Source organism: Micromonospora sp. NPDC085948 (genome assembly GCF_040686315.1).
In the GTDB taxonomy this organism is placed as follows: domain Bacteria; phylum Actinomycetota; class Actinomycetes; order Mycobacteriales; family Micromonosporaceae; genus Micromonospora.
The window spans coordinates 52,730-78,593 of sequence record NZ_JBFBJW010000004.1; the positions used below are offsets into that span (position 1 = coordinate 52,730).

General features: G+C 70.4%; 24 protein-coding genes, 3 tRNA genes and 1 pseudogene. 14 read left to right on the forward strand and 14 right to left on the reverse strand.

Features of this window, described 5'->3' with window-relative positions; translation table 11 throughout:
* Positions 1–57 precede the first annotated feature (57 nt).
* Positions 58–717: a dihydrofolate reductase family protein gene (locus tag AB0O48_RS12660; protein ID WP_365065268.1), complete on the forward strand. Its 660-nt coding sequence runs from the start codon at positions 58–60 to the stop codon at positions 715–717.
* A 39-nt stretch (positions 718–756) separates the two neighbouring features.
* Here AB0O48_RS12660 and AB0O48_RS12665 read toward each other — a convergent pair whose 3' ends face one another.
* On the reverse strand, positions 757–1,545 hold the full coding sequence (locus tag AB0O48_RS12665) for an SDR family oxidoreductase (protein WP_357242594.1): 789 nt from the start codon (positions 1,543–1,545) through the stop codon (positions 757–759).
* Between the two features lie 37 nt (positions 1,546–1,582).
* A complete protein-coding gene (locus AB0O48_RS12670) occupies positions 1,583–1,945 on the reverse strand; it encodes a nuclear transport factor 2 family protein (RefSeq protein WP_357242597.1) in 363 nt (120 codons plus the stop codon).
* A 78-nt stretch (positions 1,946–2,023) separates the two neighbouring features.
* On the opposite strand from AB0O48_RS12670, the gene AB0O48_RS12675 reads away from it, so the two are divergent.
* Both AB0O48_RS12675 and AB0O48_RS12680 read left to right on the forward strand, forming a co-directional pair.
* Positions 2,024–2,818, forward strand: a complete 795-nt coding sequence (locus AB0O48_RS12675) for a MerR family transcriptional regulator (RefSeq protein ID WP_357242600.1) — start codon at positions 2,024–2,026, stop codon at positions 2,816–2,818.
* A gap of 233 nt (positions 2,819–3,051) precedes the next feature.
* Positions 3,052–3,527: pseudogene (locus AB0O48_RS12680) on the forward strand (prolyl oligopeptidase family serine peptidase); the annotation flags it as partial.
* 21 nt (positions 3,528–3,548) lie between these two features.
* On the opposite strand, the gene AB0O48_RS12685 reads toward AB0O48_RS12680, so the two are convergent.
* Complete coding sequence (locus AB0O48_RS12685) at positions 3,549–4,571, reverse strand: aldo/keto reductase (protein WP_357242603.1); 1,023 nt, start codon at positions 4,569–4,571, stop codon at positions 3,549–3,551.
* Positions 4,572–4,659: 88 nt separating this feature from the next.
* Here AB0O48_RS12685 and AB0O48_RS12690 point away from each other — a divergent pair, with 88 nt between their 5' ends.
* Complete coding sequence (locus tag AB0O48_RS12690) at positions 4,660–5,265, forward strand: TetR/AcrR family transcriptional regulator (protein ID WP_357242605.1); 606 nt, start codon at positions 4,660–4,662, stop codon at positions 5,263–5,265.
* A gap of 371 nt (positions 5,266–5,636) precedes the next feature.
* Here AB0O48_RS12690 and AB0O48_RS12695 read toward each other — a convergent pair.
* Positions 5,637–5,709: transfer RNA gene (locus AB0O48_RS12695), tRNA-Arg, on the reverse strand.
* 35 nt (positions 5,710–5,744) lie between these two features.
* A tRNA-Ser gene (locus tag AB0O48_RS12700) sits at positions 5,745–5,835 on the reverse strand.
* 287 nt (positions 5,836–6,122) lie between these two features.
* Here AB0O48_RS12700 and AB0O48_RS12705 point away from each other — a divergent pair.
* A complete protein-coding gene (locus AB0O48_RS12705) occupies positions 6,123–7,529 on the forward strand; it encodes a hypothetical protein (protein WP_365065275.1) in 1,407 nt (468 codons plus the stop codon).
* Here AB0O48_RS12705 and AB0O48_RS12710 read toward each other — a convergent pair whose 3' ends face one another.
* Positions 7,530–8,300, reverse strand: a complete 771-nt coding sequence (locus tag AB0O48_RS12710; protein WP_357242611.1) for a CPBP family intramembrane glutamic endopeptidase — start codon at positions 8,298–8,300, stop codon at positions 7,530–7,532.
* 145 nt (positions 8,301–8,445) lie between these two features.
* Between AB0O48_RS12710 and AB0O48_RS12715 the strand changes: the two genes are divergently transcribed.
* Positions 8,446–9,561, forward strand: a complete 1,116-nt coding sequence (locus AB0O48_RS12715; RefSeq protein ID WP_357242614.1) for a globin domain-containing protein — start codon at positions 8,446–8,448, stop codon at positions 9,559–9,561.
* 69 nt (positions 9,562–9,630) lie between these two features.
* On the opposite strand, the gene AB0O48_RS12720 is transcribed toward AB0O48_RS12715, so the two are convergent.
* Positions 9,631–11,160, reverse strand: coding sequence for a peptide deformylase (locus tag AB0O48_RS12720; RefSeq protein ID WP_357242617.1), 1,530 nt, complete (start codon positions 11,158–11,160; stop codon positions 9,631–9,633).
* 326 nt (positions 11,161–11,486) lie between these two features.
* Between AB0O48_RS12720 and AB0O48_RS12725 the strand changes: the two genes are divergently transcribed.
* Positions 11,487–12,263 (forward strand): hypothetical protein, encoded by a 777-nt coding sequence (locus AB0O48_RS12725; protein ID WP_357242620.1) that lies wholly within the window; start codon positions 11,487–11,489, stop codon positions 12,261–12,263.
* Positions 12,264–12,283: 20 nt separating this feature from the next.
* Here AB0O48_RS12725 and AB0O48_RS12730 read toward each other — a convergent pair whose 3' ends face one another.
* Positions 12,284–14,119 carry a hypothetical protein gene (locus tag AB0O48_RS12730; protein WP_365065282.1) on the reverse strand — a complete coding sequence of 612 codons (1,836 nt, stop codon included), beginning with the start codon at positions 14,117–14,119 and terminating at the stop codon, positions 12,284–12,286.
* A 212-nt stretch (positions 14,120–14,331) separates the two neighbouring features.
* Between AB0O48_RS12730 and AB0O48_RS12735 the strand changes: the two genes are divergently transcribed.
* A complete protein-coding gene (locus AB0O48_RS12735; RefSeq protein WP_357242626.1) occupies positions 14,332–15,042 on the forward strand; it encodes a class I SAM-dependent methyltransferase in 711 nt (236 codons plus the stop codon).
* Positions 15,043–15,174: 132 nt separating this feature from the next.
* Here AB0O48_RS12735 and AB0O48_RS12740 read toward each other — a convergent pair whose 3' ends face one another.
* Positions 15,175–15,717, reverse strand: a complete 543-nt coding sequence (locus tag AB0O48_RS12740) for a YbhB/YbcL family Raf kinase inhibitor-like protein (protein WP_357242629.1) — start codon at positions 15,715–15,717, stop codon at positions 15,175–15,177.
* A gap of 136 nt (positions 15,718–15,853) precedes the next feature.
* Between AB0O48_RS12740 and AB0O48_RS12745 the strand changes: the two genes are divergently transcribed.
* Positions 15,854–16,006 (forward strand): hypothetical protein, encoded by a 153-nt coding sequence (locus tag AB0O48_RS12745; RefSeq protein WP_357242631.1) that lies wholly within the window; start codon positions 15,854–15,856, stop codon positions 16,004–16,006.
* Positions 16,007–16,082: 76 nt separating this feature from the next.
* Here the strand turns inward: AB0O48_RS12745 and AB0O48_RS12750 are convergent, their stop codons facing one another.
* Together AB0O48_RS12750 and AB0O48_RS12755 are read right to left on the reverse strand one after the other, a co-directional pair.
* Positions 16,083–16,841, reverse strand: coding sequence for a TipAS antibiotic-recognition domain-containing protein (locus tag AB0O48_RS12750; protein ID WP_357242635.1), 759 nt, complete (start codon positions 16,839–16,841; stop codon positions 16,083–16,085).
* A gap of 262 nt (positions 16,842–17,103) precedes the next feature.
* A tRNA-Ser gene (locus AB0O48_RS12755) sits at positions 17,104–17,190 on the reverse strand.
* Between the two features lie 162 nt (positions 17,191–17,352).
* Here AB0O48_RS12755 and AB0O48_RS12760 point away from each other — a divergent pair.
* Positions 17,353–18,327, forward strand: a complete 975-nt coding sequence (locus tag AB0O48_RS12760; protein WP_365065288.1) for an NAD(P)H-quinone oxidoreductase — start codon at positions 17,353–17,355, stop codon at positions 18,325–18,327.
* A gap of 6 nt (positions 18,328–18,333) precedes the next feature.
* On the opposite strand, the gene soxR is transcribed toward AB0O48_RS12760, so the two are convergent.
* Positions 18,334–18,792 carry a redox-sensitive transcriptional activator SoxR gene (gene soxR, locus AB0O48_RS12765; protein WP_357242641.1) on the reverse strand — a complete coding sequence of 153 codons (459 nt, stop codon included), beginning with the start codon at positions 18,790–18,792 and terminating at the stop codon, positions 18,334–18,336.
* Positions 18,793–18,839: 47 nt separating this feature from the next.
* On the opposite strand from soxR, the gene AB0O48_RS12770 reads away from it, so the two are divergent.
* Positions 18,840–19,535: a transketolase gene (locus AB0O48_RS12770; protein WP_357242644.1), complete on the forward strand. Its 696-nt coding sequence runs from the start codon at positions 18,840–18,842 to the stop codon at positions 19,533–19,535.
* A 5-nt stretch (positions 19,536–19,540) separates the two neighbouring features.
* Positions 19,541–20,434 carry a transketolase gene (locus tag AB0O48_RS12775; RefSeq protein ID WP_357572936.1) on the forward strand — a complete coding sequence of 298 codons (894 nt, stop codon included), beginning with the start codon at positions 19,541–19,543 and terminating at the stop codon, positions 20,432–20,434.
* Here the strand turns inward: AB0O48_RS12775 and AB0O48_RS12780 are convergent.
* Positions 20,420–21,127 carry a glycosyltransferase family 2 protein gene (locus AB0O48_RS12780; RefSeq protein WP_357242650.1) on the reverse strand — a complete coding sequence of 236 codons (708 nt, stop codon included), beginning with the start codon at positions 21,125–21,127 and terminating at the stop codon, positions 20,420–20,422. The two genes, AB0O48_RS12775 and AB0O48_RS12780, sit on opposite strands and share 15 nt — an antisense overlap.
* 124 nt (positions 21,128–21,251) lie before the next feature.
* Here AB0O48_RS12780 and AB0O48_RS12785 point away from each other — a divergent pair, with 124 nt between their 5' ends.
* The gene (locus tag AB0O48_RS12785) at positions 21,252–23,468 is read left to right on the forward strand and encodes a glycosyltransferase family 39 protein (protein ID WP_357242653.1); all 2,217 of its coding nucleotides are present in this window, start codon (positions 21,252–21,254) and stop codon (positions 23,466–23,468) included.
* Positions 23,469–23,608: 140 nt separating this feature from the next.
* Positions 23,609–25,210, forward strand: a complete 1,602-nt coding sequence (locus tag AB0O48_RS12790) for a ricin-type beta-trefoil lectin domain protein (protein ID WP_365065294.1) — start codon at positions 23,609–23,611, stop codon at positions 25,208–25,210.
* A gap of 31 nt (positions 25,211–25,241) precedes the next feature.
* On the opposite strand, the gene AB0O48_RS12795 is transcribed toward AB0O48_RS12790, so the two are convergent.
* On the reverse strand, positions 25,242–25,841 hold the full coding sequence (locus tag AB0O48_RS12795; RefSeq protein ID WP_357242659.1) for a hypothetical protein: 600 nt from the start codon (positions 25,839–25,841) through the stop codon (positions 25,242–25,244).
* Positions 25,842–25,864 lie beyond the last annotated feature (23 nt).

The following is a 25,864-nucleotide window of genomic DNA, read 5'->3' on the forward strand; positions in this document are numbered from 1 at the left end:
GTCCGTCTGCCAGCCAGCCCTGGCCGGCTGTCCGCCACCAGAACCTGAAGGAAAACCGTGCTGCTCAGCGTCAACATCTTCGTCAGTCTCGACGGCGTCATGCAGGGACCCGGAAATCCCGACGAGGACCGCTCCGGCGGCTTCGACCGCGGCGGGTGGCTCGTTCCGCACGCCTCGAAGCACACAAACGACGTCGTCGAGAGCTGGTTCCGTGAGGCCGACGCGTTCCTCTTCGGCCGCACCAGCTTTGGCCTGCTCGGCGGATACTGGCCGAAGGTCACCGAACCGAACAACCTGATCGCCACCAAGCTCAACACGCTGCCAAAGTATGTCGTCAGCTCCACCCTGACCGACGATGAAGCCGATTGGAACCCGACGACGGTCCTGCGCGGCGACCCGGTCGACGAGGTACGCCGTCTCAAGGGGCTTCCCGGCAAGGAACTCCAGGTTCACGGAAGCTGGAAACTCGTGCAAACGCTGCACCAGGCAGGACTCGTCGATGTCTACCGGCTACTCCAACACCCGGTCGTCGTCGGCACGGGAAAGCGCCTGTTCCCGGACGGATCGACGCCCGCGACGTTCGCAACCGTCGAAGAGAGCTCGCGCGTACTGCCCGGCGGCGTCGTCTCGCTGACCCTCAACCCCACGAGCCTCGGCGTGATCTCCGCAGGCTCGTACGGGGTCGACGAAGGGCGCTCGGCGACGTTCCTCGACTGACAACGGTGCCCGACCGGCTTCGAGGCCCTGATCTCCGGCTCAGACGGTCGGGACTGTTCCGCCATCGATCACGTACTCGGCGCCCACGATGGCCGAGGCGCGGTCCGAGACCAGGAACCCGACCAGGTCGGCGATCTCCTCAGTGTTGGCAAACCGTCCCAGGGGTACGCCTCCGAGGGAGTCGTAGATGCTCTGCTTGGCTTGTTCTCGACTGATCCCGTTGCCCTCGGCGATTCGGTCCACGAACCTCTCGTAGGCCTCCGTCTCGATCCCGCCGGGGCTGATCGCGTTGACGCGGACGCCGCGCGGGGCGAGCTCGTTGGCGAGCCCCTTGCTGTAGGTGCGCAACGCGGCCTTCGCTGCCGCGTAGGCCAGGGACGCGTCGTACTGAGGAAGTTCACGCTGGATCGAGGTGAAGTGCAGCACGACCGCCGACCCGGACTCGATCATCGCCGGGAGGAGAGCTCGATCGAGCCGCACCGCTCCGAGGAGGTTCAAGTTCAGCTCGATCATCCACTGCTCGTCGGTGATGACGGCGAACCCACCGGACGGCGTCGAGGCACCTCCGACGACGTGCACCAGGATGTCCAGTGCGCCGCCGGTCTCGGCGATCCGGTCGGCCACCGCCTTCGCGCCCTCGACCGTCGAGGTGTCGGCCTCGATGAACCGGTCGGGGTACTCGTACCCCTCGGGCATCGTCCGGGCCGTCACGTGGACGTCGGCGCCCATCTCCCGCAGTCTCTCGACGACGGCCTTGCCTGAGCCCTTCGATCCGCCCGTGACCAGCGCACGACGTCCATCGAGACGATCGCGATCTGAAGTAGGCATTCTTTCTCCTCTGAAGATGAACGCGGTGCGGGTCTTGTCAGGATCCGTGGTTGGCGATGACGAGTTCGGTGACGGCGTCCTGACGGATCGTGAACCGGTAGTCGAGCTCGGCGACGCCGCCTGGGAAGGTTCCCTCGAGCCGCAGGGTCACCACCCAGTGGCTGTCGTCGATGCGAGCAGCACCGATCTGCTCGGTCGTGTACTCGAACTCGGAGCCGGCGTCCCGCAGGAACGCGTGAATCTGCTCTCGGCCGCGGAAGGACTCGCCCTGATCGACGGCCACCGCGTCCTCGGCGAAGAACGGCGATGCCGCGTCGGCGTCGCGGACGAAGTGAGCGGCGAGGAAGCCGCGGACGATGGCTGGGAGTGGGTCGGACCGGAGGCCGTTGTGCTGTGTCATGAGCCCACCGTGCGGCCTCGCGGTGCAGGAGGGTCAAGCGCTGGACTCTCCCCCCGGGGGAGGCTTCATACTGCGGTGGTGCTGACGATCGGGGAGTTCTCGCGCCTGACCCACCTGAGCGTGCGGACCCTGCGTCGGTACCACGAGAGCGACCTACTGGAACCCGCCGTCGTGGACGAGACCTCCGGCTACCGCTACTACGCCATCGAGCAGATCCCGACCGCCCAGGTCATCAACCGGCTCCGCGAACTCGACGTCCCCCTGGGCGACGTCCAGCGGATCCTGCGGTCCCCGGACCCCGGTGTCCGCGCGACCCTGATCGCCGACCACCTCCAACGCCTGGAGGCCGAACTCGACCGCACCCGAGCCGCCGTCGCGTCGCTGCGCCGCCTGCTCCGGCCCGACCCCGCGCCGATCAAGGTGGAGCTCCGTGCCGAGCCCGCCCGCACGGTCGCGGCGGTGGCGGCCGTGGTCGACGAGGGCGAGGTCGAAGCCTGGTTCGCCGGCGCAATGGCCGAGTTGGAGGTGGCCGTTGGCGACGCGGTGACCGGTCCACCGGGTGGCACCTACGACAACTCCCTGTTCGAGCTGGGCCGCGGTCACGTGTTGGTCTACCTGCCGACGGCGGCTCCACCTCGTACCGGGCGGGTGCACGCCGCGACCCTGCCCGCCGCGGAACTGGCAGTGGCCACCCACGTCGGCGAGCACGATGGCATCGAGGTCACCTACGGCGAGCTCGGTACCTGGGTCGTGAACAACGCGATGTCGGTGGCGGGGCCGGTGCGGGAGGTCTACCTCGTCGGACCTCGGGACGCAGGCGATCCGACCGCGTGGCGCACCGAGATCGGGTGGCCGGTGTTCCGAGTGACCTGAGTGGTTCGGCGGACCGACGGCCGAGAACTTCACGAGGGTGCGACGGTCACCATCCAGGGCGCCGCTCACTCGAGCATCGGCCCGCCGGGGTGGCCGCAGGGCCTCTCAGACGCCAGGGTCATAACCGGTTGACGTGTCAGCACCCGAACAGAGCAGCCCCAGCCCTCCCGGTCGAGCTGTCCCGGGTCGACGGCCTCGCGGCGTCGTTGACCACAAACCGGCACGGTGACGCCGTCGCGGCGGTGGTCAGCACGTCCCACGAGCCCGGAAACGTCTACGCCGGCCCCACGAGCGGGCCGCTGACGAGGCTGACCCGGCCGGTCCCACAAGGATGGGCCCTTTCCACTGGTGACGCTGGTCCCACGGCGGCCCGTACGACCGGCACGCCGACCGGCTCATGCTCGGCTGGGACCCGTCCGGCCAGTGGCTGGCGACCGCCGGCTACGCCGTGTTTCTGCCGAACCCGCGCGGCGGCAAAGGGCACGGCCACGACTTCGCGGTGCGCGTCGCCGGCGCGGTCGCCCTCGACGAGTGGACCGACATCTGCGCCGGCATCGACCTGCTCATCGCCGGCGGCGTCGCCGACCCGGACCGGCTGGGCATCGGCGGTAGCAGCGGCCGGGAAGGAACGGGTCCACACCGCCACGACCGGCTCAGCCCGATCTCGTACGCCTCCAAGGTCCGCACGGCGGTGCTGATCCTGCACGGCGGTAGCGGTGGTGTCCCTTTTTCAGGCAGCGCTGCGTTCGCCGGCCGGTCGGCGACGTAGGGCCGGGTCCAGGACTGGCGGGGGCACGTAGGCCTGGTCGAGGCGGGTGACGTCGGTGCCGGGCGGAACGATCTCGTCGATCCGGTCGAGGATGTCGTCGGTGAGCGCGACGCCGACGCCCCTGAGCAGGTCGTCGAGGTGTTCCATGGTGCGCGCGCCGAGCAGTGTGCTGGTGACGCCCGGGTGCGCGATGGTGAAGGCCATGGCGAGGTGGGTCAGCGGCAGGCCGGCCTCGTCGGCGAGCGGGATGAGTTGTTCGACGATGTCGATGCGGCGCTCGTCGCTGAGGTGTTGGAAGTAGCGCGCGCGGCTCAGGTCGTTCTGCTGACCTTTGCGGACGCGGCCGGTGAGCATCCCCTGCCCGAGCGGACCCCACACCAGGGTGCCGAGGCCGTAGCGCTGCGCTGCCGGCAGTACGTCGTTCTCGATGCCGCGGTTGAGGATCGAGTACGGTAGCTGCTCGGTGCGGAAGCGTGCCAGCCCGTGCCGTTGGGAAAGCCACTGGGTATCGACGATGTCGATGGCCGGCGTGTTGGACGATCCGATCGCCCGCACCTTGCCGGTGCGGATCAGGTCGGTGAGCGCGGAGAGCGTTTCCTCGATGTCCGTGTCTGGGTCCAACTTGTGCACCTGGTAGAGGTCGATGTGGTCGGTCTGTAGGCGACGCAGCGAGTTCTCGACCGCGGTCATGATCCAGCGTCGGGAGGTGCCCTGCTGGTTGGGGTCGGCGCCGGTCGGCCTGCCGAACTTGGTGGCGAGCACGACGGTGTCCCTCCGCCCTTTGAGCGCCCGGCCCACGACCTCCTCCGAGTCGCCGTAGACGTCGGAGGTGTCGATGAGGTTGATGCCGGAGTCGAGCGCCTTGTGGATCACTTGGATCGAGTCTTCCGGATCGGAGTTGCCTACCGACGTGGCGAACATCAGCGCGCCGAGCGCGTACGGGCTGACCTTGATGCCGGTCCGGCCCAGGGTGCGGTACTGCATGAGCGTCTCCTAGCGGTATGGTGAGTTAAGCGGAATCTCTTTCCGGAACTATACGGAAAGCCTTTCCGGAACGGCAAGGAGGGCTACCGTGACCAACGACACCACCGGCTCGAGAACGGGCGCGAGCGCACCGCGCCGGATTCGCACCGACGCGCGCCGCAACGTCGAGGCGCTGCTGGATGCAGCGAAGACGGTCTTCGGCACGTCGGGCGTCGACGCGCCTGCGAAGGAGATCACCGATCTGGCCGGTGTCGGCGTCGGCACCCTCTACCGGCATTTCCCGCAACGCTCCGACCTAATCAAGGCAGTGATCGAGCGCGAGATCGACGCCTGCGCCGACGCGGCGCCTGCACTGGCCGCCGAGCACCCGCCGGGCATCGCCCTCGCGAGGTGGCTCGAACGGCTCGCCGCGTTCGTCGTGACCAAACGCGGGTTCGCCGCGGCGCTGCATTCCGGCGATCCGGCGTTCGACGGCCTTTCCGGCTACCTGATGGAGAAGCTGGGACCAGCGCTGGGGTCGTTGCTCGACGCCGCGACCGCGGCCGACGAAATCCGGGCCGTGGTCAGCTCGCAGGACCTTCTCTACGCGGTCGCGAAACTGTGCGCACCCCTACCGGACGAGGAGCCGGACTACGGCCGCCGCATGGTCGCGCTCCTCGTCGATGGACTACGGTCCATCGACACCCAGCGCTGACCTAACTCGTCATAAGGCATGGCGGATCCGGAGCCGCGGCCGGACACAGTGCCCAGCCGCCCACCCGACTCCCGATGGTTGAGCCGCTTACGGACCGGCATTGCGTGCAGTGTTGTGCGTTCACTCCCGCAGGCGGTCGCAATCGCCCTCAACTCGGCATGAGCGAACGTTTCGTCGGCGGCTAACCTGCCGCCCCCCAGAACGGGTCGAGGGCGAACAGGTCGCTGCGGTCCGGTCAACCATCGCCAACCGGCCGCCTTTGACCACTCCGTCACGATCAACCAGCGTCAGTGGAGGCGCACGCGCCCATAGGCACGCGCAAAATACCCCTCCGTCGATGGACGGAGGGGTATTTCCCTGCTCAACTACTGTGCGCCCGAAGGGACTCGAACCCCTAACCTTCTGATCCGTAGTCAGATGCTCTATCCATTGAGCTACGGGCGCTCGTGCTCAGCCAGTCTACACAACCAACTTTCGCGCGGAGACTCCGGGATTCGAACCCGGGAGGGGCTTTAAGACCCCAACCGCATTAGCAGTGCGGCGCCATAGACCAGACTAGGCGAAGTCTCCCCGGTGATCCGCAGACCACCGCGCCCGAGGATACAGGTCGCCACCCGCCGGGAGCAAAACGACTTCCGGGGTACGCCGACCAGGGCTACCCCGCCTCCGTGTTTCAGCGGTGTGCGGCGGCGTGATCGGGACTACGCTCCATCGATATGCAGGAGCAGCCGCCCAGCGAGTCGACCCGTCGAGAGCCTGCTGAAAGAGCGCGCCGGCGCCCCCCGCGGCCGACCTTCACACCGCCGACCGCCTCCGAGCAGCCCGGGGAGACGGTGCCACCGCCGGCAGCCGCGCCGGTGAGTCCGCGTCCTCGACGGGCCAAGGCCGCTCCGGCGGTGCTCTTCCAGCCTCCGGAGCCGGACCGCCCCCTGCCTCGGCAGGCACTCCGCTCGTCCCCCGCACCGAGCGCCCCGCCCGAGGACGCCGCACCCGCCAGCGACCTGACCGCCCCACCCGCGAAGGCCCGGCCCACCCCGGACCAGGCCAGCCCGCCCGACAAAGCGGCACCAGCCGCCGGCCAGGCCGGCCCACCCGAGCCCGCAGCGGCCGCTGACCAGGCCAACCCACCTGCGCGCGGCCGGCAATCATCCGCCGGAGCGTCGGCACGCACGCCGACGGCTCGCGCCACCCCCCGTAAGACCACCGCCCTAAAGGCCACGAAGCCGACCCCCGCAGCCCCGGCCGTACCCGCTGAGGCCGGCACGACGGACAGCCCAACCAGCCAGGCGCCAACCCCGGCCACGACGACCGCGCCGCCGCAGAAAGCCACCCCGGCCGGCCCAACCAGGAAAGCCCCGGCCAGCAAGACGGCCGCGTCACCCAGGAAAGCCACGCCCAGTAAGGCGGCCAGCCCGACCACCCAACCCGCCACCCCGACCACCCCCGCCAGACGAGCCGCCTCGCCGACCAAGCGAGCGGCGACCCCACCCCAGAGCGCCCCACCCACCGAGGCCACCCCAGCACCGCAGCCCACGGCGAGCCCACCCCAGAGCGCCCCACCCACCGAGGCCACCCCGGCACCGCAGCCCACGGCGACCCCGGCGCTGGTCGGTGACCTGGTGCCGGCCCTGGGGCGTACCCCCGAATCAGAGCTGCGGGCGGTCGCCGCGCGTGTGCTCGATCACCCGGGCTTCGCGCCGGAGCTGTTGGCGCTGGCCGCGGTGCGGTCGCTCGGACCCGGCGCGGGCGAGTGGGCCGCGCGGCTGCGGGACAGGTATCCGGACGCTCCGACGGACGGCCTGGCCCGGCTGGTGACCCGGCGATACGTGCGGGCGGCGGGCGCGGGTGGGGCGACCGCGGCGCTGGCTGGCTTCTTCGCGCCGCTCGCCGAGTTGGCCTCGGTGCTGTGGACGCAGGCCAACCTGGTGTTGCACCTGGCGGCGGTGTACGGCAGGGATCCGGCGCATCCCGACCGGGCCGTCGAGCTGCTGGTGCTGACTCAGGTACACCCGGACGAGGCGAGCGCGCGGCAGGCCCTGACTGCCGCGCAGACGGCGGGCGACCCGGTCGAGGGGGCCTGGCCACGGGCGGCGGAGGCGGCCTGGCGGCTGGCCGCGCCGCTCACCGCGCAGGCCGGCGGTTGGGTGGCGTTGCGGCTGGTGGCCCGGCTGCTGCCCGGGGCGGCGGTGCTGGCGGCGGCGCTGGGGGACGCGGCGGCGGCCGACCGGCTCGCCGCGCGAACGGTGGCCGTCTACCGGCGCTGATCAGAGCCAGTCGAACCACTCGCGGGGCAGCGACGCGTAGCCGACGAAGGCGACCACGTCGAGCAGGGTGTGGGCGATGATCAGCGGCAGTACCCGCCGGGTCCGCAGGTAGAAGAGGCTGAAGATCACGCCCATCACCGCGTTGCCGACGAACGCGCCGAAGCCCTGGTAGAGGTGGTACGAGCCGCGGAGCAGCGCACTGGCCGCGATGATCGCGGCGAGCCGCCACTGGAGCTGCCGCAGCCGGGTGACCAGGTAGCCGACCACGATCACCTCTTCCAGCACGGCGTTCTGCACGGCGGCGAGGATCAGCACGGGGATCGCCCACCAGACCGGCGGCAGCGCGGCCGGCACCAGCGTGGCGTTGAGGCCGAGTTGGGCCGCGACGAAGAACAGGGCCAGTCCGGGCAGGCCGATCAGCGCGGCCAGACCGGCACCGCGGGCCAGGTCCTGGCCGGGCCGCCGGGCGTCCACGCCGAGGGTCCGCGCCGGGTCGCCGGGGTCACGGCTGAGCAGGTGTACGGCGAGCAGCACCGGCAGCAGCGCGAAGACGATGCCGAGCAACTGGTAGGTGAGGTCCAGCCACGGCCGGGTCGACGCCGAGGTGTTCAGCGAGGCGGTCTGTTTCGAGAGCGGACCCTCGGCGGTCAGCTTGGCGATGATCGAGACCACCGCGTAGACCGCCGACTGGCCGAGGGACAGGCCGAGGACCAGCAACGTTTCGGTGCCCAGCAGGCGGCGGGACACCGGGCGGGTCAGCTCAACGGTCACCGCACCACTCTGCCCGACGGGCGGCACCGGCGGCACGGCCGACCGGTCAGCGTGAGCCGATCGCACATTCTGTGCGACCAGTAGACACTCTCCGTGGAGATTCTATGGGCGCCCGATCCGCTGCCGACTGGAGGAGGAGCGCCCCGTGGACAACCTCGCACGGTTGCTGAAGGAGAGCTGGACCTTGGTCGAGGACGATCGGGCCCGCCTGACCGAGCACTTCTACGCCCGGGTGTTCCTGCTCGACCCCGCCCTGCGGCACCTCTTCCCGGTGCAGATGACCGGCCAGGGCGACCGGCTGCTGGAAGCGATCATCAGGGCGATCCACACGGTCGACGATCCGGAGAGTTTCGCCGAGTTCCTCCGGGGTTTGGGTCGCGACCATCGGAAGTACCACGTCGACGAGAGGCACTACGCGACGATGGGCACCGCACTGCTGGACTCGCTGCGCCGGATCGCCGGCGACGGCTGGAACCTGGAGTACGACCAGGCGTGGCGGGAGGCGTACGAGGCGGTCGCCGCCCTGATGGTCGCCGGGGCGGCGGATGACGACGGGCCGCCGTTCTGGCACGCCGAGGTGCTGACCCACAAGCGCTACGGTCCGGACACCGCGGTGTTGACCTGCCAGGCGTTGCAGCATCCACTGCGTTGGCAGGCTGGGCAGTACGTCAGCCTGGAGGTGCCGCGCCACCACCCCCGGGAGTGGCGGAACTACTCGGTGGCGAACGCGCCCAACGACGACAGCGTGCTGGAATTCCACGTGCGGTCGCCGGGAGCCGGTTGGGTGTCCGGCGCGTTGGTGCGTCGGGTGCGGCCGGGCGACCTGCTCCGCCTGGCGGCGCCGATGGGGTCGATGACCCTGGACCGCACCTCGGAACGGGACATCCTCTGTGTGGCCGGCGGGGTCGGCCTGGCGCCGATCAAGGCGCTCGTGGAGGATCTCGCCACCTTCAACCGCACCCGGTGGGTGCACGTCTTCTACGGCGCCCAGCAGGCAGCGGACCTGTACGGCCTGGCCGGGTTGCAGGAGTTGGTCGCCGTACACCCGTGGTTGTCGGTGACCGCGGCGTGCAGCGACGACCCGGACTTCGACGGTGAGCTGGGTGACATCCCGGAGGTGGTGGCCCGGTACGGCCCGTGGACCGCGCACGACTGTTATGTCTCCGGCTCGGCCCGGATGGTCCGGTCCACGCTGCGGGTGCTCGCCGCGGACGAGGTGCCGCCGCCGCGCATCCGCTACGACACCTTCGGTGACCTCTAGACGTTCCTCCCCCCACACCGGGGCGCGTGCCCCTGCCCCCTGGGGCACGCGCCCCGGTCCCCTCGTTCGTCAGTAACGCCAGGGGTGCCCGGTCTCGCGGTATTCCTCGACCGGCACCAGCGGCACGCCGGGTGCCATCCGGTCGACGTAGAGCCGGCCCTCCAGGTGGTCGATCTCGTGGGCCACCAGCCGGGCCATGCCGAACTCGAACGAGGTGATGATCCGGCTGCCGTCCCACTGGGCGTGTTCCACGTCCAGGCGCAGCGGCCGGGGCACCAGACCTCGGTGATCGAAGAAGGACAGGCAGCCCTCGTACTGCTCGTCGGTCTCCGGGTCGGCGTCGACCACCCGGGGGTTGAGCAACACGACCGGCTCCGCCGACCGGTCGGGGGGCCGCACCACGGCAGCCGCGCGGCCGATGCCGAACTGCGGCGCGGCGACGCCCACTCCCTTGCTGAACGGGTGCAGTTCGTCGAGCCGGGCCAGGGCCGTGGTGAGCCGGTCGACCACATCCCGGGCGACGTGTTCCTCGCCGGGCAGGTCGAACGGGCGGGCGCGCTGCCGGAGCAGGTCGTCTCCGCGCTGCACGATGCCGAGGCCGCGCATCCGGTCGCTGGGTCGGATCCGGGTGCCACCGGGGCCGATGTCCGGTTCGGTGTCCGGGCGGGCGCGGAACCGCCACTGCATCCGGTAGCGCGCGTTCAGCGGAGGGTCGTCGGTCTGCCAGTCGTAGATCGCCCGGTCGCCCTCGTCGTGGCGTTGCGGCGCCGTCCGCAGCGGGCCCTCCTCCGCGCTGAGCGAGGTCTCCACCCCCCAGACCTGCGGGTCGAGCGCCGCGGGCAGATCCAGGCGTACGGCGAGCTGCCGGGTGGGCAGTCGGACGGCTCGTTGGAACCAGGGACCCCACTTCTCGTGCCCGACGCTGTAGGCGTACTCGATGGTGGCCCGGTCGCCCGGGTAGAGGGGGAAGCGTCGCTCCCCGTTCTCGAAGAGCAGCCAGATCTCCTTGAACGCGTCCCGATCGTGCTTGGCTCGCCAGTGCATCGGCTCCGGGTCGCCGCCGCCGTCGTCTCGGCGGGCCTGTAGCTGAAGCTCGGCGAAGGTGAGCGGGTGTTCCCGGTGGTGCCGGTTGGAGCGGCCGGGGTCGTTCGGGAAGCGGTCGACGGCGACCCGGACCAGGTAGCGGGTGACCGGCTCGGTGCCGGCGTTGTACAACTCACGGTGGATGACGCACCGGTAGTCGTCGTCGGTGTGGGTGAGGGTGGCCAGCTCCCGTTCCACGACCAGGCCGGTGCCGGGTGGCAGCCACTGGCCGGGCGGGTGCGACTCGCGGTATGGCTGACCCGACCGGGCGTGCCGCAGGTCGTCGTACTCCCGGAAGCGCTGCCAGATCGCGCCGCTGGCCTCCAGGACGGCCTCCGCGCGGCGGGCGAAGTCCTCGGTCGGGCGGTGTCGGCGCCCCTCGACGTGGCTCACGTAGGACGGGTCGAACCCCATCAGGACGGCCAGTTGCTTCTTGGACAGCCCGCGCCCGGTCCGTTGCCTGGCGAGTTCGGCCGCGAAGGAGTCGGCAGCCCGTTCGAGGGGTGAGGTCGTCATCGGCTTCCTCGTGGCCGGGGCTATAAGTTTCACGTTCCGTGCCCGAGTACACACGCAACTGGCATCTTTTCGACACACTGCTTGACAATCCACCGATGACCATCGATTGTGCGGCGGCGTTTCCCAGCACTGACTCCGGGTAGTACGCGAAGCGCTACTCCCGTCGGATACGGAGTGACCTGGGCGTCTGGGATGTGACCAAGGTGAGCCTTCCCTTACGGTCCGGGGCTTGGTTAGGCTAGCCTTAGCTCAGGACGGCACTGGTCCGTCCGCCGGGGCGCACTCCTCGGTCACACAGACAGGGGACGACTCAGGTGACAGCGGTGATGCCACGGCGCGAGGTCTCCACCACGCCGCTCGCCCCCGTCACCGCAGCGCTCCGGGCCATGTTCGGCACCGACGACGTTCCCGGGCTCGCCCGGGGCCTTGTCGTCGACGACGAGTTCGGCTGGGCGCCCGCCACCACCCTGATCGACGGCAGTCGGCTGCCGGAGTTGCTGCGCGGCGCCGCCGTCCGCTGGGGTGGCACCCCGCACGCGTGCGCGGCGCTGGCCTGGAAGTCGTACAGCTACTGGACGGCGCTGCCGGTCGTGCTCGGTTGGGCCTCCGCCCGCCGGGTGCCGCTCGTCGATCCGGCCGACGTGCTGATCCACTTCGAGGACCACCGGCAGCTGCTCACCATGGGTCTGCGTCGGGGGACCACCGTCGCGGTGCTGCCGAACGACCCGTTGGCTCTCGCCGGCCTGCCGGAGGTGCGGGTCGTCGCCGACGAGACGGAGCTGCTGGCCGCGCTGCGCGCGTCACTGCTCGACGCGCACCTCGCACCGCTCATCACGGCGATCCAGTCGGAGGTTCGGGTGGGCACCCGGACGCTGCTCGGCTCGGTCGCCTCCGGCATCGCCCACGGCATCCTGCGGGCCGCCGACGGGCTGCCCGGCTCGACGGTGCAGAGCATCGACACGCTGCTCGGCGCGCTCGACCTGGCCGACCTGATCGAGCTGGTGCCGGGGCCGACCGGCGAGCCGACCGTGCAACGCCGCACCTGCTGCCTCGCCTTCACCCTGCCCCGGCCGAAGGTCTGCCAGGGCTGCTGCGTCCGCTAGGCCGGGCTGGGCGGCACTGCTCAGTCGGTCAGCGACCGGACGTCCCACACCCACACATCCCCGGTGCGGGCCGGCTGGATCCCGGTCAGCTCGGTCATCCCCCGACGCAGCGCGGTCTCGTGCTCGTGCGGCCCGAGGATGACCACCCCGGCCCGCCAGAAGCGCAGATCGTCGACCGCTCGGACCCGTGCCTGCGGGGTGATCGGCGGCACCGCCCCGGTACGCCTGATGGTGGCGAAGAAGCTGCTGGTGGGGCGGGGCGGGGCACCGAACAACGCGACGCGCGGGGGATCGGCGCTCGGGCGGGTGTCCGGACCGAGGAAGTAACCACGGGCCAAGGGCAGGTCCAGCCGGGTCTCCGCAGCCCATCGCAGCGGCTCCGCGTAGGTGCTGTCCGGCAACGGCAGGGTCACCACGCTGCGCCCACCTGTCACGTACGGACGCCAGGCCCCACTTGTCACGAACGTGGGAACCGGGTCGAGGTGGGTCACGGGCAGCGGAGTGGGGACGATCGGCAACAGGGCCATCGTGAGCACTGTTGCGGTGACGAAACGGACCTGCCCCCTGGCGGCCGGGTGCGAGCCGGCCAGCTCGCGGGCACGCTCGGCGCCGTAGGCGAGGAGCAGCCCGATGATCGGGGTGATCGCCAACGCCCACCGGGTCGGCACCACCGAGTGCAGGATCGGCAGGTTCTCCAGCGCCGCCCAGGGTCCCGGCACCCCCGTACCCCGGTTGTCGAAGCGGACCTCCCGGCCCAGCGAGAGCACCGCGAAGAGCAGCCCGAGCGCGGCGAGCGCGAGCACCACGACCGAGCGCCGCAACCACCAGACCAGGGCGATCACCAGCACCAGCAACGCCCAGCCGAAGAAGCTGTTCTCCTCGGTCGGGTTCTTGGCCAGACCGGCGGCGGTGCGCGGGCTGCCGGCGAGCGCCTCCCGGGAGTACGCGACGAACGACGCCAGGTCGCTGGAGTAGCCGCGGATCAGCCGGGACAGCCCGGAGTACGCGTCCGGTCCGAAGAACTGCACGTACAGGGGGTACGCCAGCAGCAGCGCGGCGAGCCCGGCCGCGACGGCGAGGCCGGCGAGGAAGGACCGGATACGCGAGCGTAGTTCGGCGCGACCGAGGGCGAGTACGCCGATGACCAGGCCCAGCCCGATCGCGGTCATCAGCAGGATCTCCAGGTTGAGGAAGGCCTGCCAGACGATCACGAGCGCGAGGAGGAGCCCGTTGCGGAGCCAGCGGCCCGGTTCGCCGAGTCGCAGGGTCCGCCAGATGATCAACGGGACGACGAACTGGGACACGATGTTCGGGTGCCCGTTGGCGTGCGACACCATGGCCGGCGCGAACGCACAGAAGCCACCGCCCAGCCACGCCGGCCCGCGGCTGCCGATCAGGACCCGGGAGAGCAGGAAATACCAGGCGGTGGCGGTGGCAATCATGCCGACGGTGAGAAAGACCAGGAATGCCACTCTCGGCCCCAGCAGCAGGGTGACCGGCGTCAGTGGGAGCGAAACGGATAAGACGGACGTATTGGCCATCAGATTCACGCCGTCCGGGACGTTCATCTGATTGGAATGGAACGGATACGCAAAGTGCGTGACGACTCGCGCACCGTGGGCCATCATCCATTCGAACTGTGACTGATCGGACTGGTTGTCCCGTACACCACTACCTGGGTCCAACCAGAGCCGGGCGGTCACCCACAGGCCGAGCACCACGAAGCTCAGCACGGCGACCAGATCGGACCACTTACCCCTGCGGGGAGGCCGGACGCGACCCGACTCCCCCTGCACCGACGGCACCACGGCCGGACCGTCGCTGTCGCTGGGCGAGTCCGGCTCAGGAGTAGTCATGACAATTCCCAGAGTAGTCAGGGCATGGCGCTGCCGTGACATGTTTCGGGGTACTGCCGTACTATGTGCCGGGTTCGCCGACCGCCGATCACGAACCCACCCCCGACCATAATTCGGCCACCCCCGATGCCCCGATTCTTCTGCCGTCCCAGCGGATGATTCACTCTGTCGGTCCAGGCACGGGTCGAGTTCATATCGTGAGGAATCGACGCATGGCAGAAATCACTGGGGATCAGCGCGTTCAGTCCGAGGTGTTGGAAGGCCTGGCGACCGCTGTCAACCACCGTCGCTGGTTCATCGAACTGGCCCTGCCGTACCTCGGCGACGACCCGATCGAGATCGGCAGCGGCCTCGGTGACTACGCGCTGGAGTGGTCCGAGTTGCTGCCCCGGTTCACCGCGACCGAGGCCGACCCGGATCGGCTGGTGCAGCTCAAGGAGCGTCTCGCCGACCGGCCCAACATCGACGTCCGGCAGATGCTGCTGCCCCACAACGACCGGGGCGACTACAGTGCCGCGGTCTCGTACAACGTCCTGGAGCACATCGAGGACCACGTGGGCGCGCTGAGCAGCATGCGCGACCTGGTCCGACCCGGCGGTGCCGTGATCATCATCGTGCCGGCGTTCCAGTTCGCGATGGGTCCGGCCGACATCGCCACCGGACACGTCCGCCGCTACACGAAGAAGACGCTCGGCGCGGCGATGACCGAGGCCGGGCTGACCATCGAGAAGATGCACTACGCCAACGCGCTGGGGCTGATCGGCTACTTCATGGCCACCAAGGTCTTCCGGCTGATGCCGAAGGAGGGCCCGATGGTCAAGGTGTACGACACCCTCGTCCTGCCCGCCACCAAGGCCGCCGAGCAGCTCGTCCGCCCCCCGTTCGGCCAGTCGGTCTTCGCCGTGGCCCGCGTCCCAGCCTAACCCCGGCCCCGTAGCAGGCCCGCCCGGTCGATCATGGAGTTGTGGTGCCTGATTTGGCGCTTGCCAGGCTTTTTGTCGCCCACCACAACTCCATGATCGACGAGACTGGGCGGCGTTGCCCACCCTCCCGGGTTAGTCCTTGATCTGGTACGTGGGGCGGATTACCGCCCTCGCCAGGGTGTGGAACGTCAGGTTGAAGCCTACGTAGGCGGGGCTGGCTTCTGGGGTCAGGTCCAAGCGGTCGACGTCTACCGCGTGCACCGCGAAGACGTACCGGTGCGGGCGGTCGCCGGCCGGCGGGGCCGCACCGCCGTAACCCTGCTCGCCGTAGTCGTTGCGGACCGCGAACGCCCCACCGAGGTCGGTGCCGGCCGCGCCACCGGCGCCGCTGGGCAACTGCGTGACCTCGACCGGCACGTTCACGAGCACCCAGTGCCAGAAACCGCTGCCGGTCGGCGCGTCGGGGTCGTAGCAGGTCACCGCGAAGCTCTTCGTCTCGGCCGGGAAATCCGACCAGGCGAGCTGCGGCGAGACGTTGTCACCCCCGGTGCTGCCATGCGCGTGCCGGGCATCCATCGGCTCACCGTTCTGCACGTCGTCACTTGTCAGCGTGAACGAGGGCAGCGTCGGCAGCAGCTCGTACGGGTCCGGGGCGATCGGTCGTTCCAGGGTCATCAGAACGCGTCCTTCCGGTGTGCGGAGATATCAGCCCCTTCTTACCCCGTTCCAGGGCCGCCAACGACCGGTTGGGGCACTGTCGGGACCACCCGCGCGGATACGATCATCGCCGCAACGTCCACGGGGGAACTTCTTGAGCATCTGGCGTGACTTCCTGGTCGCCGTCGTGACCGCGCTCCGCAAGCCGGACGAGCAGTCGCTCGCCCGGGAACGCCGGCGCGCGATCGAACGACTGGCCGACGAGACCATCCGCGCGGATCGACGGCCTGCCGACCCGCCGGAGTGACGGACCTGTCTGCGCTCGGTATCCAGGAAACCGCGCATCCGTACGGCCCGAACACCCCGGCATCCCGAAAGCCCTGTTACAGGTTGCGCTCGGCGTAAACGTGCATCGCATCGCGGATCAGCGTCACGGTGCCGGCGGTGTTCTCGGCGTTGTCGAACGCCGCCGTGTAGCGCGGGTCGGACACGTACAGCTCGCCGAGCCCGGTGAAGTACTCCTTGGTCGGGGTCGTCGAACTCCCCGACAGCCAGTCGTACAGCCGCTGGGTGATCGCCTGCACCTGGTCGCTGTCGGCCGCCGCCCCGGCGCGGTGCGCCGCGCCGAAGTCCCGCCCGATCTCGATCTGGCGCTGCTGGAACGCCAGCTTCTCAGCCGGGCTGAGTGAGCGCCACCACCGGTCACCCTTCGCGTAGGCCTCTCGGCCCCACCGTTCGGTGACCTCCCGCTCGTATTGCGTGTGGTCGAAACCGTCGAACATCTCCTCAGGCATGAGTGGTTCACCTCCTTCCGTCTTGCGCAGGGTCGTCTTCACCGACTCGATCTGCCTCCCGATCCGCTCACGCTCCTGCTCGAGCAGTTTCAGGTGGGTGCGCAGCGCTTCGACTGGGTGCTGGCTCCCGTCGAGCACCTCGGCGATCGCGGGCAGCCCGAGGCCGAGCTCCCGCAACAGCAGAATCCTCTGCAACCGGAGCAGCTTCTCCTGGTCGTAGTACCGGTACCCGTTGCGGCCGAGCCGGCTCGGCCGAAGCAGACCGACGTCGCCATAGTGGCGCAGGGTGCGACTGGTCGTTCCGACCATGCGCGCGAGGTCTTGGATCGACCAATCCACCTCACTCACCCCTTCAACTCGTCGGTGTGAAATGAAGGTTAGAGGTTGACGTAACGTCAAAGTCAACCATGCCGAACATCCGCAAGAGCGGCGCCAGCGAGGGCACTTGCCGCTGTCGGCACAGGTTTCCCTGGGCAGGGTCTACGCCTCATGCGTCGACGGACAGGACGAGGCCGCGCGGAAGTGGATCGAGGGCCGGACTCACCGCACACAGACACGCCCCTCGACCAGCTTTGCGCTGGTCAAAGGGCGTTTTTGCTGTCCAGATGGGCGGAGGGTGTGGGATTCGAACCCACGAAGACATCGCTGCCTTACCGGTTTTCAAGACCAGCGCCATCGGCCACTAGGCGAACCCTCCTGGGCCGCCACCCGCGGGCGTACGGCCACGCACAGTCTGCCACGGCTTCCGCCGGGCGGCCCGACGTCCCTCCCCGAACGCGGTGACCAGCCCGTCCGGGCCGTCCACTGTGGCCTTGCGGTTGCGCCTGCGGCACCCGGGAAGATCGGGAAGACTGGGCGCATGCGAGCCATCACCATTCCGCAGCCCGGTGGACCCGACGCGCTGATCTGGGCCGAGGTGCCCGACCCGGAGCCGGGCCCCGACGAGGTGATCGTGGATGTGCGAGCCAGCGGGGTCAACCGCGCTGACCTGCTGCAACGGCAGGGGCACTACCCGCCGCCGGCGGGCGCGTCCGCGTACCCCGGGTTGGAATGCTCCGGGGTGATCACGGAGGTCGGGTCGGAGGTCGCCGGGTGGGCGGTCGGGCAGCAGGTGTGCGCGCTGCTGGCCGGCGGCGGGTACGCCGAGCGGGTCGCGGTTCCCGCCGGGCAGTTGCTGCCGGTGCCGGCCTGCGACCCGGTGGACGCCGGGGCGCTGCCGGAGGTGGCCTGCACGGTCTGGTCGAACCTGATCCAGGTGGGTCGGCTCGGCGCGGGTGACACGCTGCTGGTGCACGGCGGGGGCAGCGGGATCGGCACCTTCGCGGTCCAGTTCGGGGCGGCCCTCGGCGCGACGGTCCTGACCACCGCCCGGGAGGCCAAGCACTCCCGGCTGCGGGAGCTGGGCGCGTCCCACACGATCGACTACCGGGAGCAGGACTTCGTCGAGGAGGTCCGGCAGGCGACTGCCGGTCGGGGCGCGGACGTCATCCTGGACATCATGGGCGCGTCCTACCTGGGCCGAAACGTCTCCGCGCTGGCCACCGGCGGCCGGCTGGTGGTGATCGGGATGCAGGGTGGGCGCAAGGGCGAGTTGGATCTCGGCGCGCTGGTGGCGAAGCGGGCCAGTGTCACCGCGACGTCGCTGCGCTCCCGACCGCCTGCCGAGAAGGCGGAGATCGTCCAGGGCGTACGGGACGAGGTGTGGCCGTTGATCGAGGCCGGCACGGTCCGACCGATCGTGGACCGGCGGGTGCCGATGAGCGAGGCGGCGACGGCGCACCGGCTCGTCGAGTCGAACGACCACTTCGGCAAGGTGCTCCTCACGCGCGGGTGAGGGGCGTCAGACGAGCGTGTCGTCAGTCGGTCGGGGCAGCATCAGGCGGGCGCCGGGCCCCTCGCCGGCCAGCGCGTCACCCGGGTTGTTGAGCGTGCAGCGTTGCAGGGACAGGCAGCCACAGCCGATGCAGCCGTCCAGGTCGTCGCGGAGGTTGGTGAGCAGGCGGATCTTCTCGTCCAACCGGCCCCGCCAGCTCGCGGAGAGCCGCGCCCAGTCCTGCGGGCTGGGCGTGCGGGCCTCGGGGAGCGACTCCAACGCCGCCCGGATCTCGTCGAGCGAGACGCCGACCTGTTGGGAGATCCGGATGAAGGCGACCCGGCGCAGCTCGGCGCGGGCGTACCGGCGCTGGTTGCCGCCGGTACGGTCGGCGCGGATCAGCCCGAGCCGCTCGTAGTAGCGCAGCGCCGAGGGCGCTACGCCGGAGCGGGCGGACAACTCGCCGATCGTCAGCAGATCCTGCATCACCAGGTCCTTGAGTTGAAGTGCACTTCAAGTCACACAGTAGTGGCATGACCACCACACTGCCCACCGACACCGGGTCCCGGCTCCCCGGGCTCATCCGACGACTGACCGGCGACGAGAAGCACGCACCCAGTGCGCACTCCACCATCGACGTGCTCCAGGTGCTCTACGACCAGGTGCTGCGGGTCACCCCGGACACCGTCGACGACCCGGAGCGGGACCGGTTCCTGCTCTCCAAGGGACACGGGCCGGCCGCCTACTACGCGGTGCTCGCCGCGCACGGCTTTCTCCCGGAGGCCTGGCTCGACGACCTCGCCGGGCCACACAGTCGGCTCGGCCACCACCCGGACCGGCTGCTGGTGCCCGGGGTCGAGATCGGCTCCGGCTCGCTCGGCCACGGCCTCGGGCTGGCCGTCGGCACCGCCCTCGGCCTGCGGGCCCAGGGGCTGCACACCCCCCGGGTGTACGTGCTGCTCGGCGACGCCGAACTGGACGAGGGATCCAACCACGAGGCGATCGCGTACGCCGGGGCGACCGGCCTGGAGAGCCTCACCGCGATCGTGGTCGACAACTCGTCGTCCACCCACGGCTGGTCGGGTGGCATCGCCAGCCGTTTCACGGTCAACGGCTGGACCGCCGACACCGTCGACGGCCGGGACCACACCGCCCTGTACCGGGCGCTGACCGGGCACCGCCCACAACGGCCACACCTGGTGGTCGCCCGCATCGAGAGCAAGGGGTGACCGCCATGCGTGCGGCCTTCATCGACAGCACCGCCACGCTCCTCGACGAGGATCCGCGTACCGCGCTCGTCGTGGCCGACATCTCGGCCAGTCAGTTCGCTCCGGCCGCTCGACGGCACCCGGATCGGGTGCTCAACGTCGGCATCCGGGAGCAACTCATGATCGGTGTGGCCGGCGGGCTCGCCCTGACCGGGCTCCGCCCGATCGTGCACTCGTACGCGACGTTCCTGGTGGACCGGGCGTACGAGCAGATCAAGTTGGATCTGGACCACCAGGGGGTGGGCGCGGTCCTGGTCAGCATCGGCGCGTCGTACGACGGGTCGGCCGAAGGCCGGACCCACCAGTCACCGGGGGACGTGGCCCTCTTCGACTCTCTCGGCGACAGCTGGACGGTGCGGGTGCCCGGCCACCCGGACGAGGTCGCGCCGCTGCTCCGGCACGCCGCGGCCAGCGACGACCCGGTCTACCTGCGGCTCAGTGAGCAGCGCAACGCCGAGGCGCACCCGAACGCGGACCGGCTACGGATGCTGCGGCAGGGCGGGACGAACGCGCCGCTGGTGGTGGCCGTCGGGCCGATGCTCGATGCCACGTTGGCGGCGACCGAGGGAATGGACGTGACAGTCGCGTACACCCACACGCCCCGACCGTTCGACACCGCGGGGCTGCGGGCGCTCGCCGGGACCGACGTGGTGCTTGTCGAGCCGTACCTGGCGGGCACGTCGAGCGCGATCGTCAGCCGGGCGATGGCGGACGTGCCGCACCGGCTGCTCACGCTCGGGGTGGGTCAGACCGACCTACGGCGCTACGGAAGCCCGGCCGACCACATCCGGTGGCACGGCCTGGACGCCGCCGGTCTCCGGCGCTCGATCAGCGCGTTCCTGGGCTCAACGCGCGGCTGAGGTGGCGGGACGGCGGCGTGCGCGCTCGCGACCGAGGATCCAGATCGCCTCGACGCCGTCCTTCCAGGTGATCTTCTTGCCCTCTTCCCGGCCACGTGCCCGGTAGCTGATCGGCACCTCGTACGGCCGGATCCGCTGGCGCAGCAGCTTGCCGGTCACCTCGGCCTCCATGCCGAAGCCGCGCGAGCGCACCTGCAGCGACCGGTAGAGCGCCACCGGCATCAGCTTGAAGCAGGTCTCCAGGTCACCGATGTACGAGTTGAACAGCACGTTGGCCGCCATCGTGACGCCCTTGTTGCCCATCACGTACCAGAAGCTGTAGGCGCTGTGGCTGCCGAAGGTGCGGTTGCCGTAGACCACCTCGGCCCGCCCGTCGAGCACCGGGGCGAGCAGCTTGGGGATGTCCTGCGGGTCGTACTCCAGGTCGGCGTCGAGGATGACCATGTAGTCGCCCTCCGCGCTGTCGACGGCCGTCTTGATGGCGGCACCCTTGCCGGCGTTGCGCTGGTGGGTGATGACCCGCAGGCGTGCGTCGTCGGCGCGACCGAGGACCTCACCGGTGCCGTCCCGGCTCCCGTCGTCGACGACGACCAGCTCGATCTCGCACGGATAGTCAACTGCCAATGCCTGCTTGAGGGCGTCCGCGATGCGCTCTTCCTCGTTGAAGACCGGCATGAGGATTGAAAGCTTCACGGGAATCTCCACGGTGGCGACGACACGTCGGGGATAGCCTAGCCTGACTGGTCAGCGCGACGTGTGCCCCCACCGGCGGGCAGTCGACGTGGCGGTCCCAGGCCGATGGTGTTTACTTCCGGCCATGTCGGCTGCCGGCTCCCTGCTCGCGGTGGTGCCCGCCGCCGCGATGCTCCTGCTCACCGTCGCGACGAGGCCGCGCCGGGCCGCCGCGGTGGCGCCGCTACGGCTCGCGGTGATGCGCGCCGCCCTGGTCAGCGGGGCGTACGCGGTGCTCGTTGTCGAGCTGTTCGGCGCGGCGCACGTGCTGAACCGGCCGGCGTTCGCCGCCGCCTGGCTACTTTTTCTGCTCGTCTGCGCGGCGGCGGCGGGGCTGCGTTGGCGCCGCCGGGAGGCCATTCCCGCGCACCAGCCCGCCGCGGCGCTCCGGCCGGTACCGGTCGGGGCGGCGGTGTCCGCCGGCGCCGGCCCGGAGCTGCCCGCGCCGATCGCCGACGGCGGCCGGCCCGGACCCGACCACCGGCCGGTCCAGGTCGATCGGGTACGCGGCGGCCTGCTCGCCAGGGCTGTCGACACCTGGCGGACGGCGGGTCGGGGGGAACGCCTGCTCGCCGGCACGGTCGGCGGCCTGGTCCTGGTGGAGTTGCTCGTCGCGCTGCTGGCCGAGCCGAACAACTTCGACTCGCAGACGTACCACCTGCCGAAGGTGGAGCACTGGGTGGCCCAGGGCGATCTGGACTTCTGGCCGACAGCGATCCACCGGCAGGTGACCATCCCGCCCGGAGCCGAGTACCTGCTCCTGCACCTGCGCCTGCTGACCGGCGGGGACCACCTGTACAACCTGGTGCAGTGGGTCGCCGGAGTGCTCTGCCTGCTGGTGGCCGCACGGATCACGGCGCAACTCGGCGGTGGCCGCCGGGCTCAGTTGATCACCGCGTTCGTACTGGCGACCACGCCGATGGTGGTGCTCCAGGCGACGAGCACCCAGACCGATCTGGTCTGTGCGGCATGGGTGGCGTGCGCGGCGACGCTGGTGCTGGACGGGCTGCGTCGGCGTACCGGCTGGGGCACCCTGCTCGGGTTGGGTGCGGCCGCCGGGCTGACCGCGGTGACGAAGACCAGCGGCCTGATCGCGGTGGGTCCGTTGCTGGTGCTCTGGGGGTTGGCGCAGCTCCGACTGGCCCTGGCCACCCGGGCACCGGCCGCCGGGGCGTCGACTGCTGGCGCGGTGCCGGCCTCCCGCCCGGTCGCTGGCGCGGCGCGTGTCGTGTGTGGTTCGGTGCTGATCGTGCTGGTGGCGGCCGTGGTCGTCGGCCCGTTCCTGGCTCGGGTGACTGCCGAGTTCGGGCATCCGCTGGGTCCGCCCCGGTTGCGGGAGTCGATCCCGATGGAGCGCCACGATCCACCGTCGATCCTGATCAACGCGTTGCGGATCGGGCACACGGCGTTCGACACGCCACTGGCACCGCTGCGTCAGCTCGGCGGGAAGGCGATCATCGGCGGGGCGGACGCGATCGGCGTCGACCCCCAGGACCGGGCGATCACCTTCGGCCGGGAGAGCTTCCCGGAGCCCGCCTGGTACCCGGACGAGGACCGGGTGGCGTTCCCGGTCGCCGGGGCGTTGGCGTTGATCGGCGCGGTGGTCGCGCTGGCCCGGCCGCGCCGGATCGACAGTGGGCAGGTCGGGCCGCTGCGCGCGTACGCGGTGGTGGTGCTGGCCACCGTCCTGCTGCACACCTCGATGATCAAGTGGCAGCCGTGGGGCAACCGGCTGCTGCTCTACGCGCTGGTGCTCGCCGTGCCGCTGGCCGGGCTGTGGTTGGACGCGTTGCTGCGCCGCCGGGCCAGCCGCGCAACCGGCACGGCCAGCGGTCGGCAGCGTTCGGTGGCCACTCTTGCGGTGGCCGTCGTGTTGGCCACCTCCGCGCTGGCCGGGGTGCTCGCCCTGTCGTACGGCTTCCCGCGCCGACTCGTCGGCTCCGGCTCGGTCTTCACCACCTCGGACTGGGACACCCGGTTCCTGCGCCGCCCGCAGTGGGCCGACGAGTTCCGTTGGGCCGCGGCGGCGGTTCGCGACAGCGGTGCCCGGCGGATCGGGCTGGTGGAGCAGAACGACAACTGGGAGTACCCGTGGTGGTTGGTGCTGCGCCAACCCGACGGCCGCTCGCCGGAGCTGGTGTCGTTGCAGTCGGTCCTGCCCGAACGGCCGCCGGCCGAGCCCACCTCGGTGGACGCGATCGTCTGCACCGGCAGTCGGCCGGCCTGCGCCAAGCTGGTTCCGGCCGGTTGGCGGTTGGAGTTTCGCGACTACGTCGGCTACGCGCTGCCACCCGGCCGGTGACCGAGCGCCCGGATCGTCCGATCCGGGCGGTTCGGCAGCCCGCGCGCAAGGATCCGAGGCGCATTCACATCCGTTGATCCGCACGTTACCGTCTGGTAACTCAGTCGACGTCCCGCGGCTGAGCCGAAAGGAGTGCGTCGATGCCTGCAATCCCCGCCAGGCCCGAACGCGCGACCCGACGACGGGCCAGCACCATCGCCGTCGCCGTCGCCGCTCTCGTCCTACCGATGCTCGCCGGACCGGCCACCCCCGCCACCGCCGCCGACCGGCCCGCCGTCCAGCCGCTCCCCGCCAACCTCGAAGCCGTCCGGGCCGCCGAAGCCACAGCCCTCTACGGCAGCCCCGCGATCCGTCCGATCGAGCAACGTCGCACCGCGCTGATCACCATGGGCGACAGTGAGATCTCCGGTGAGGGCGTCGGCAACTACGTCCCCGGCACCCACCAGGACGGCAACTGGTGCGACCGCTCGTACGACCAGGCGGTCTTCCGCACCGGCATCCCGTCGGACACGCAGTACAACATCGCCTGTTCCGGTGCCACCCCGTGGAACCTCATCGCCGGCGGACCGACCCAGCACAACGAGCTGAACCAGGGCGACCACCTGGGCATCAAGGCGCGCAACACGCACGTGAAGCTGATCTGGGTGGTGGTCGGCGCGAACGGTGACGGCACCATCCAGTTCGGCCCGGTCGCCACCGACTGCGCCGTCCGTCGGGTCCTCTTCCAGGGGCCCTGCTATCCCACCTACACCGACCAGTGGACGATCCGCACCGACGGCAGTCGGCAGGCCGTGACCGACGCGCTCACCGACATCCGGCAGACCATGACCGACGCCGGCTACCTGCGCTCGGACTACGAGCTGGTGCTCATGTCGTACCCGAGCCCGGGTAGCCCGGACGTGGAGGACAACCCGAACTTCCCCGGCTGGTACTCCGGTGGCTGCCTGCTCTACCTGGCCGACGCGGCGTTCGCCCGGAACAAGGCCGTGCCGCTGTTCGAGTCGGCGCTGCGGGCAGCCGCCGCGAACACCGGCACCCGCTACCTGGACGCCAGCCGACTCTTCCACGGCCACGAGGTGTGCACCGACAACACCTCGGTCCGCGGCCTCTTCATCGAGGTCGGGATCTGGAACGAGAACGCCGCCCGGCAGTCGTTCCACCCCAACGCCCGGGGGCACGGCATGTTCGCCCAGTGCATCACCCAGTTCTGGAACTCCGGCCAGGATCGGGCGAGCTGCGTCGACCCGGCCAGCACCGGCGGCGGCGTGCTCTACCCCGGGCTGCTGGAGTTCGGGCAACTGCGCAACCTGGCCACCGGCACCTGCGTCGACGGCAGGGGGTACGACTCCCGCAACGGCACCGTGCAGCAGCCGCACGCCTGTCACGGTGGCCGTAACCAGGGCTTCTGGTACGACTCGGCCCGACGGTCACTGCACTCGGAGCTGTCTCACGACCGTTGCCTGGACGTCTCGAACAGCTCGATGACCTCGGGCACGGCGGTCAACATCTACGACTGCAACGGCACCGGCGCCCAGCAGTTCGTCTTCGTCGGCAACCAGCTCCGGCCGGCAGCGGCGAGCAACCTCTGCGTGGCGTTCGACAACCCGTTGCTGGGCAGCTCCCGCCTGCGGTTGGCGAGTTGTTCCAGCAGCACCCGACAGCAGTGGTCGCTCGAGGCCCGCACCGCCGCCAACCCGGTCGGCTACGGTCACGACGACTTCATCGGCTCCCGCGTCTACTGAGGGAAGGGGCCTCGGCTGAGGCCCCTTCCGCTCACTTGGCGCCGGGGATGAGGATCAGCCGGGCCACTCCCTTGTCGCCGTCCTTGGCACCGGCGACGCCGACCGTCGCGCCGACCTTCACCTCGCTCGGCTGCACGGTGGCGCGGCGCTCGACGACCCGCAGATCGTCGCCGAAGCTCCAGGTCAGGGTGAAGCCGTCGGTGGACTTGACGGTCATCGAGTCGCCGTTGATCGCGGTCACCTCGCCGCGCTGCACGGTGACGGTCTGCGTACCGCCGTCCTTCGCCTTCACCACCGCCTCACCGTGCAGGGTGTTCCTGCGCAACAGCACGCGGGCCTGGTGGCGCTTGCGCCACTCCTCGCCGCGCTTGTCCCGGGCCTTGTCCTTGGCCGTGGGGGAGGCACCCGGCGTCGGGGTGGCCGGCGCGGCGACGGTCCGCACGTCCAACTCGTCGGGGTCGAAGCCCATCGCGGTCAGCGCCTGACCCTCCACCCCCAGGGCGGCGGCGACGTCGACGGCGGCGTCCCGGGCGGGCTGGCTGGCCACCTCGGCCGCACCGCAGCCGGTGACGCCCAGTGCGACCGCCGCGAGCAGTGCCGTGGTGCCGGTGGCGAATCCCCAACGTGGCATGACGTTCCCTCTCGTCCGTGGAG

Bases quoted from the DNA above. Each gene is read 5' to 3' on its own strand.
- AB0O48_RS12740 (WP_357242629.1), bottom strand. From the start codon at position 15,717: ATGACCCTGGAACGACCGATCGCCCCGGACCCGTACGAGCTGCTGCCG.
- AB0O48_RS12790 (WP_365065294.1), top strand. From the start codon at position 23,609: ATGCCTGCAATCCCCGCCAGGCCCGAACGCGCGACCCGACGACGGGCC.
- AB0O48_RS12720 (WP_357242617.1), bottom strand. From the start codon at position 11,160: ATGACGACCTCACCCCTCGAACGGGCTGCCGACTCCTTCGCGGCCGAA.
- AB0O48_RS12685 (WP_357242603.1), bottom strand. From the start codon at position 4,571: ATGCAGTACCGCACCCTGGGCCGGACCGGCATCAAGGTCAGCCCGTAC.
- AB0O48_RS12725 (WP_357242620.1), top strand. From the start codon at position 11,487: ATGCCACGGCGCGAGGTCTCCACCACGCCGCTCGCCCCCGTCACCGCA.
- AB0O48_RS12760 (WP_365065288.1), top strand. From the start codon at position 17,353: ATGCGAGCCATCACCATTCCGCAGCCCGGTGGACCCGACGCGCTGATC.
- AB0O48_RS12735 (WP_357242626.1), top strand. From the start codon at position 14,332: ATGGCAGAAATCACTGGGGATCAGCGCGTTCAGTCCGAGGTGTTGGAA.
- AB0O48_RS12785 (WP_357242653.1), top strand. From the start codon at position 21,252: ATGTCGGCTGCCGGCTCCCTGCTCGCGGTGGTGCCCGCCGCCGCGATG.
- AB0O48_RS12795 (WP_357242659.1), bottom strand. From the start codon at position 25,841: ATGCCACGTTGGGGATTCGCCACCGGCACCACGGCACTGCTCGCGGCG.
- AB0O48_RS12665 (WP_357242594.1), bottom strand. From the start codon at position 1,545: ATGCCTACTTCAGATCGCGATCGTCTCGATGGACGTCGTGCGCTGGTC.
- AB0O48_RS12730 (WP_365065282.1), bottom strand. From the start codon at position 14,119: ATGACTACTCCTGAGCCGGACTCGCCCAGCGACAGCGACGGTCCGGCC.
- AB0O48_RS12775 (WP_357572936.1), top strand. From the start codon at position 19,541: ATGCGTGCGGCCTTCATCGACAGCACCGCCACGCTCCTCGACGAGGAT.
- AB0O48_RS12670 (WP_357242597.1), bottom strand. From the start codon at position 1,945: ATGACACAGCACAACGGCCTCCGGTCCGACCCACTCCCAGCCATCGTC.
- AB0O48_RS12770 (WP_357242644.1), top strand. From the start codon at position 18,840: ATGACCACCACACTGCCCACCGACACCGGGTCCCGGCTCCCCGGGCTC.
- soxR (WP_357242641.1), bottom strand. From the start codon at position 18,792: ATGCAGGATCTGCTGACGATCGGCGAGTTGTCCGCCCGCTCCGGCGTA.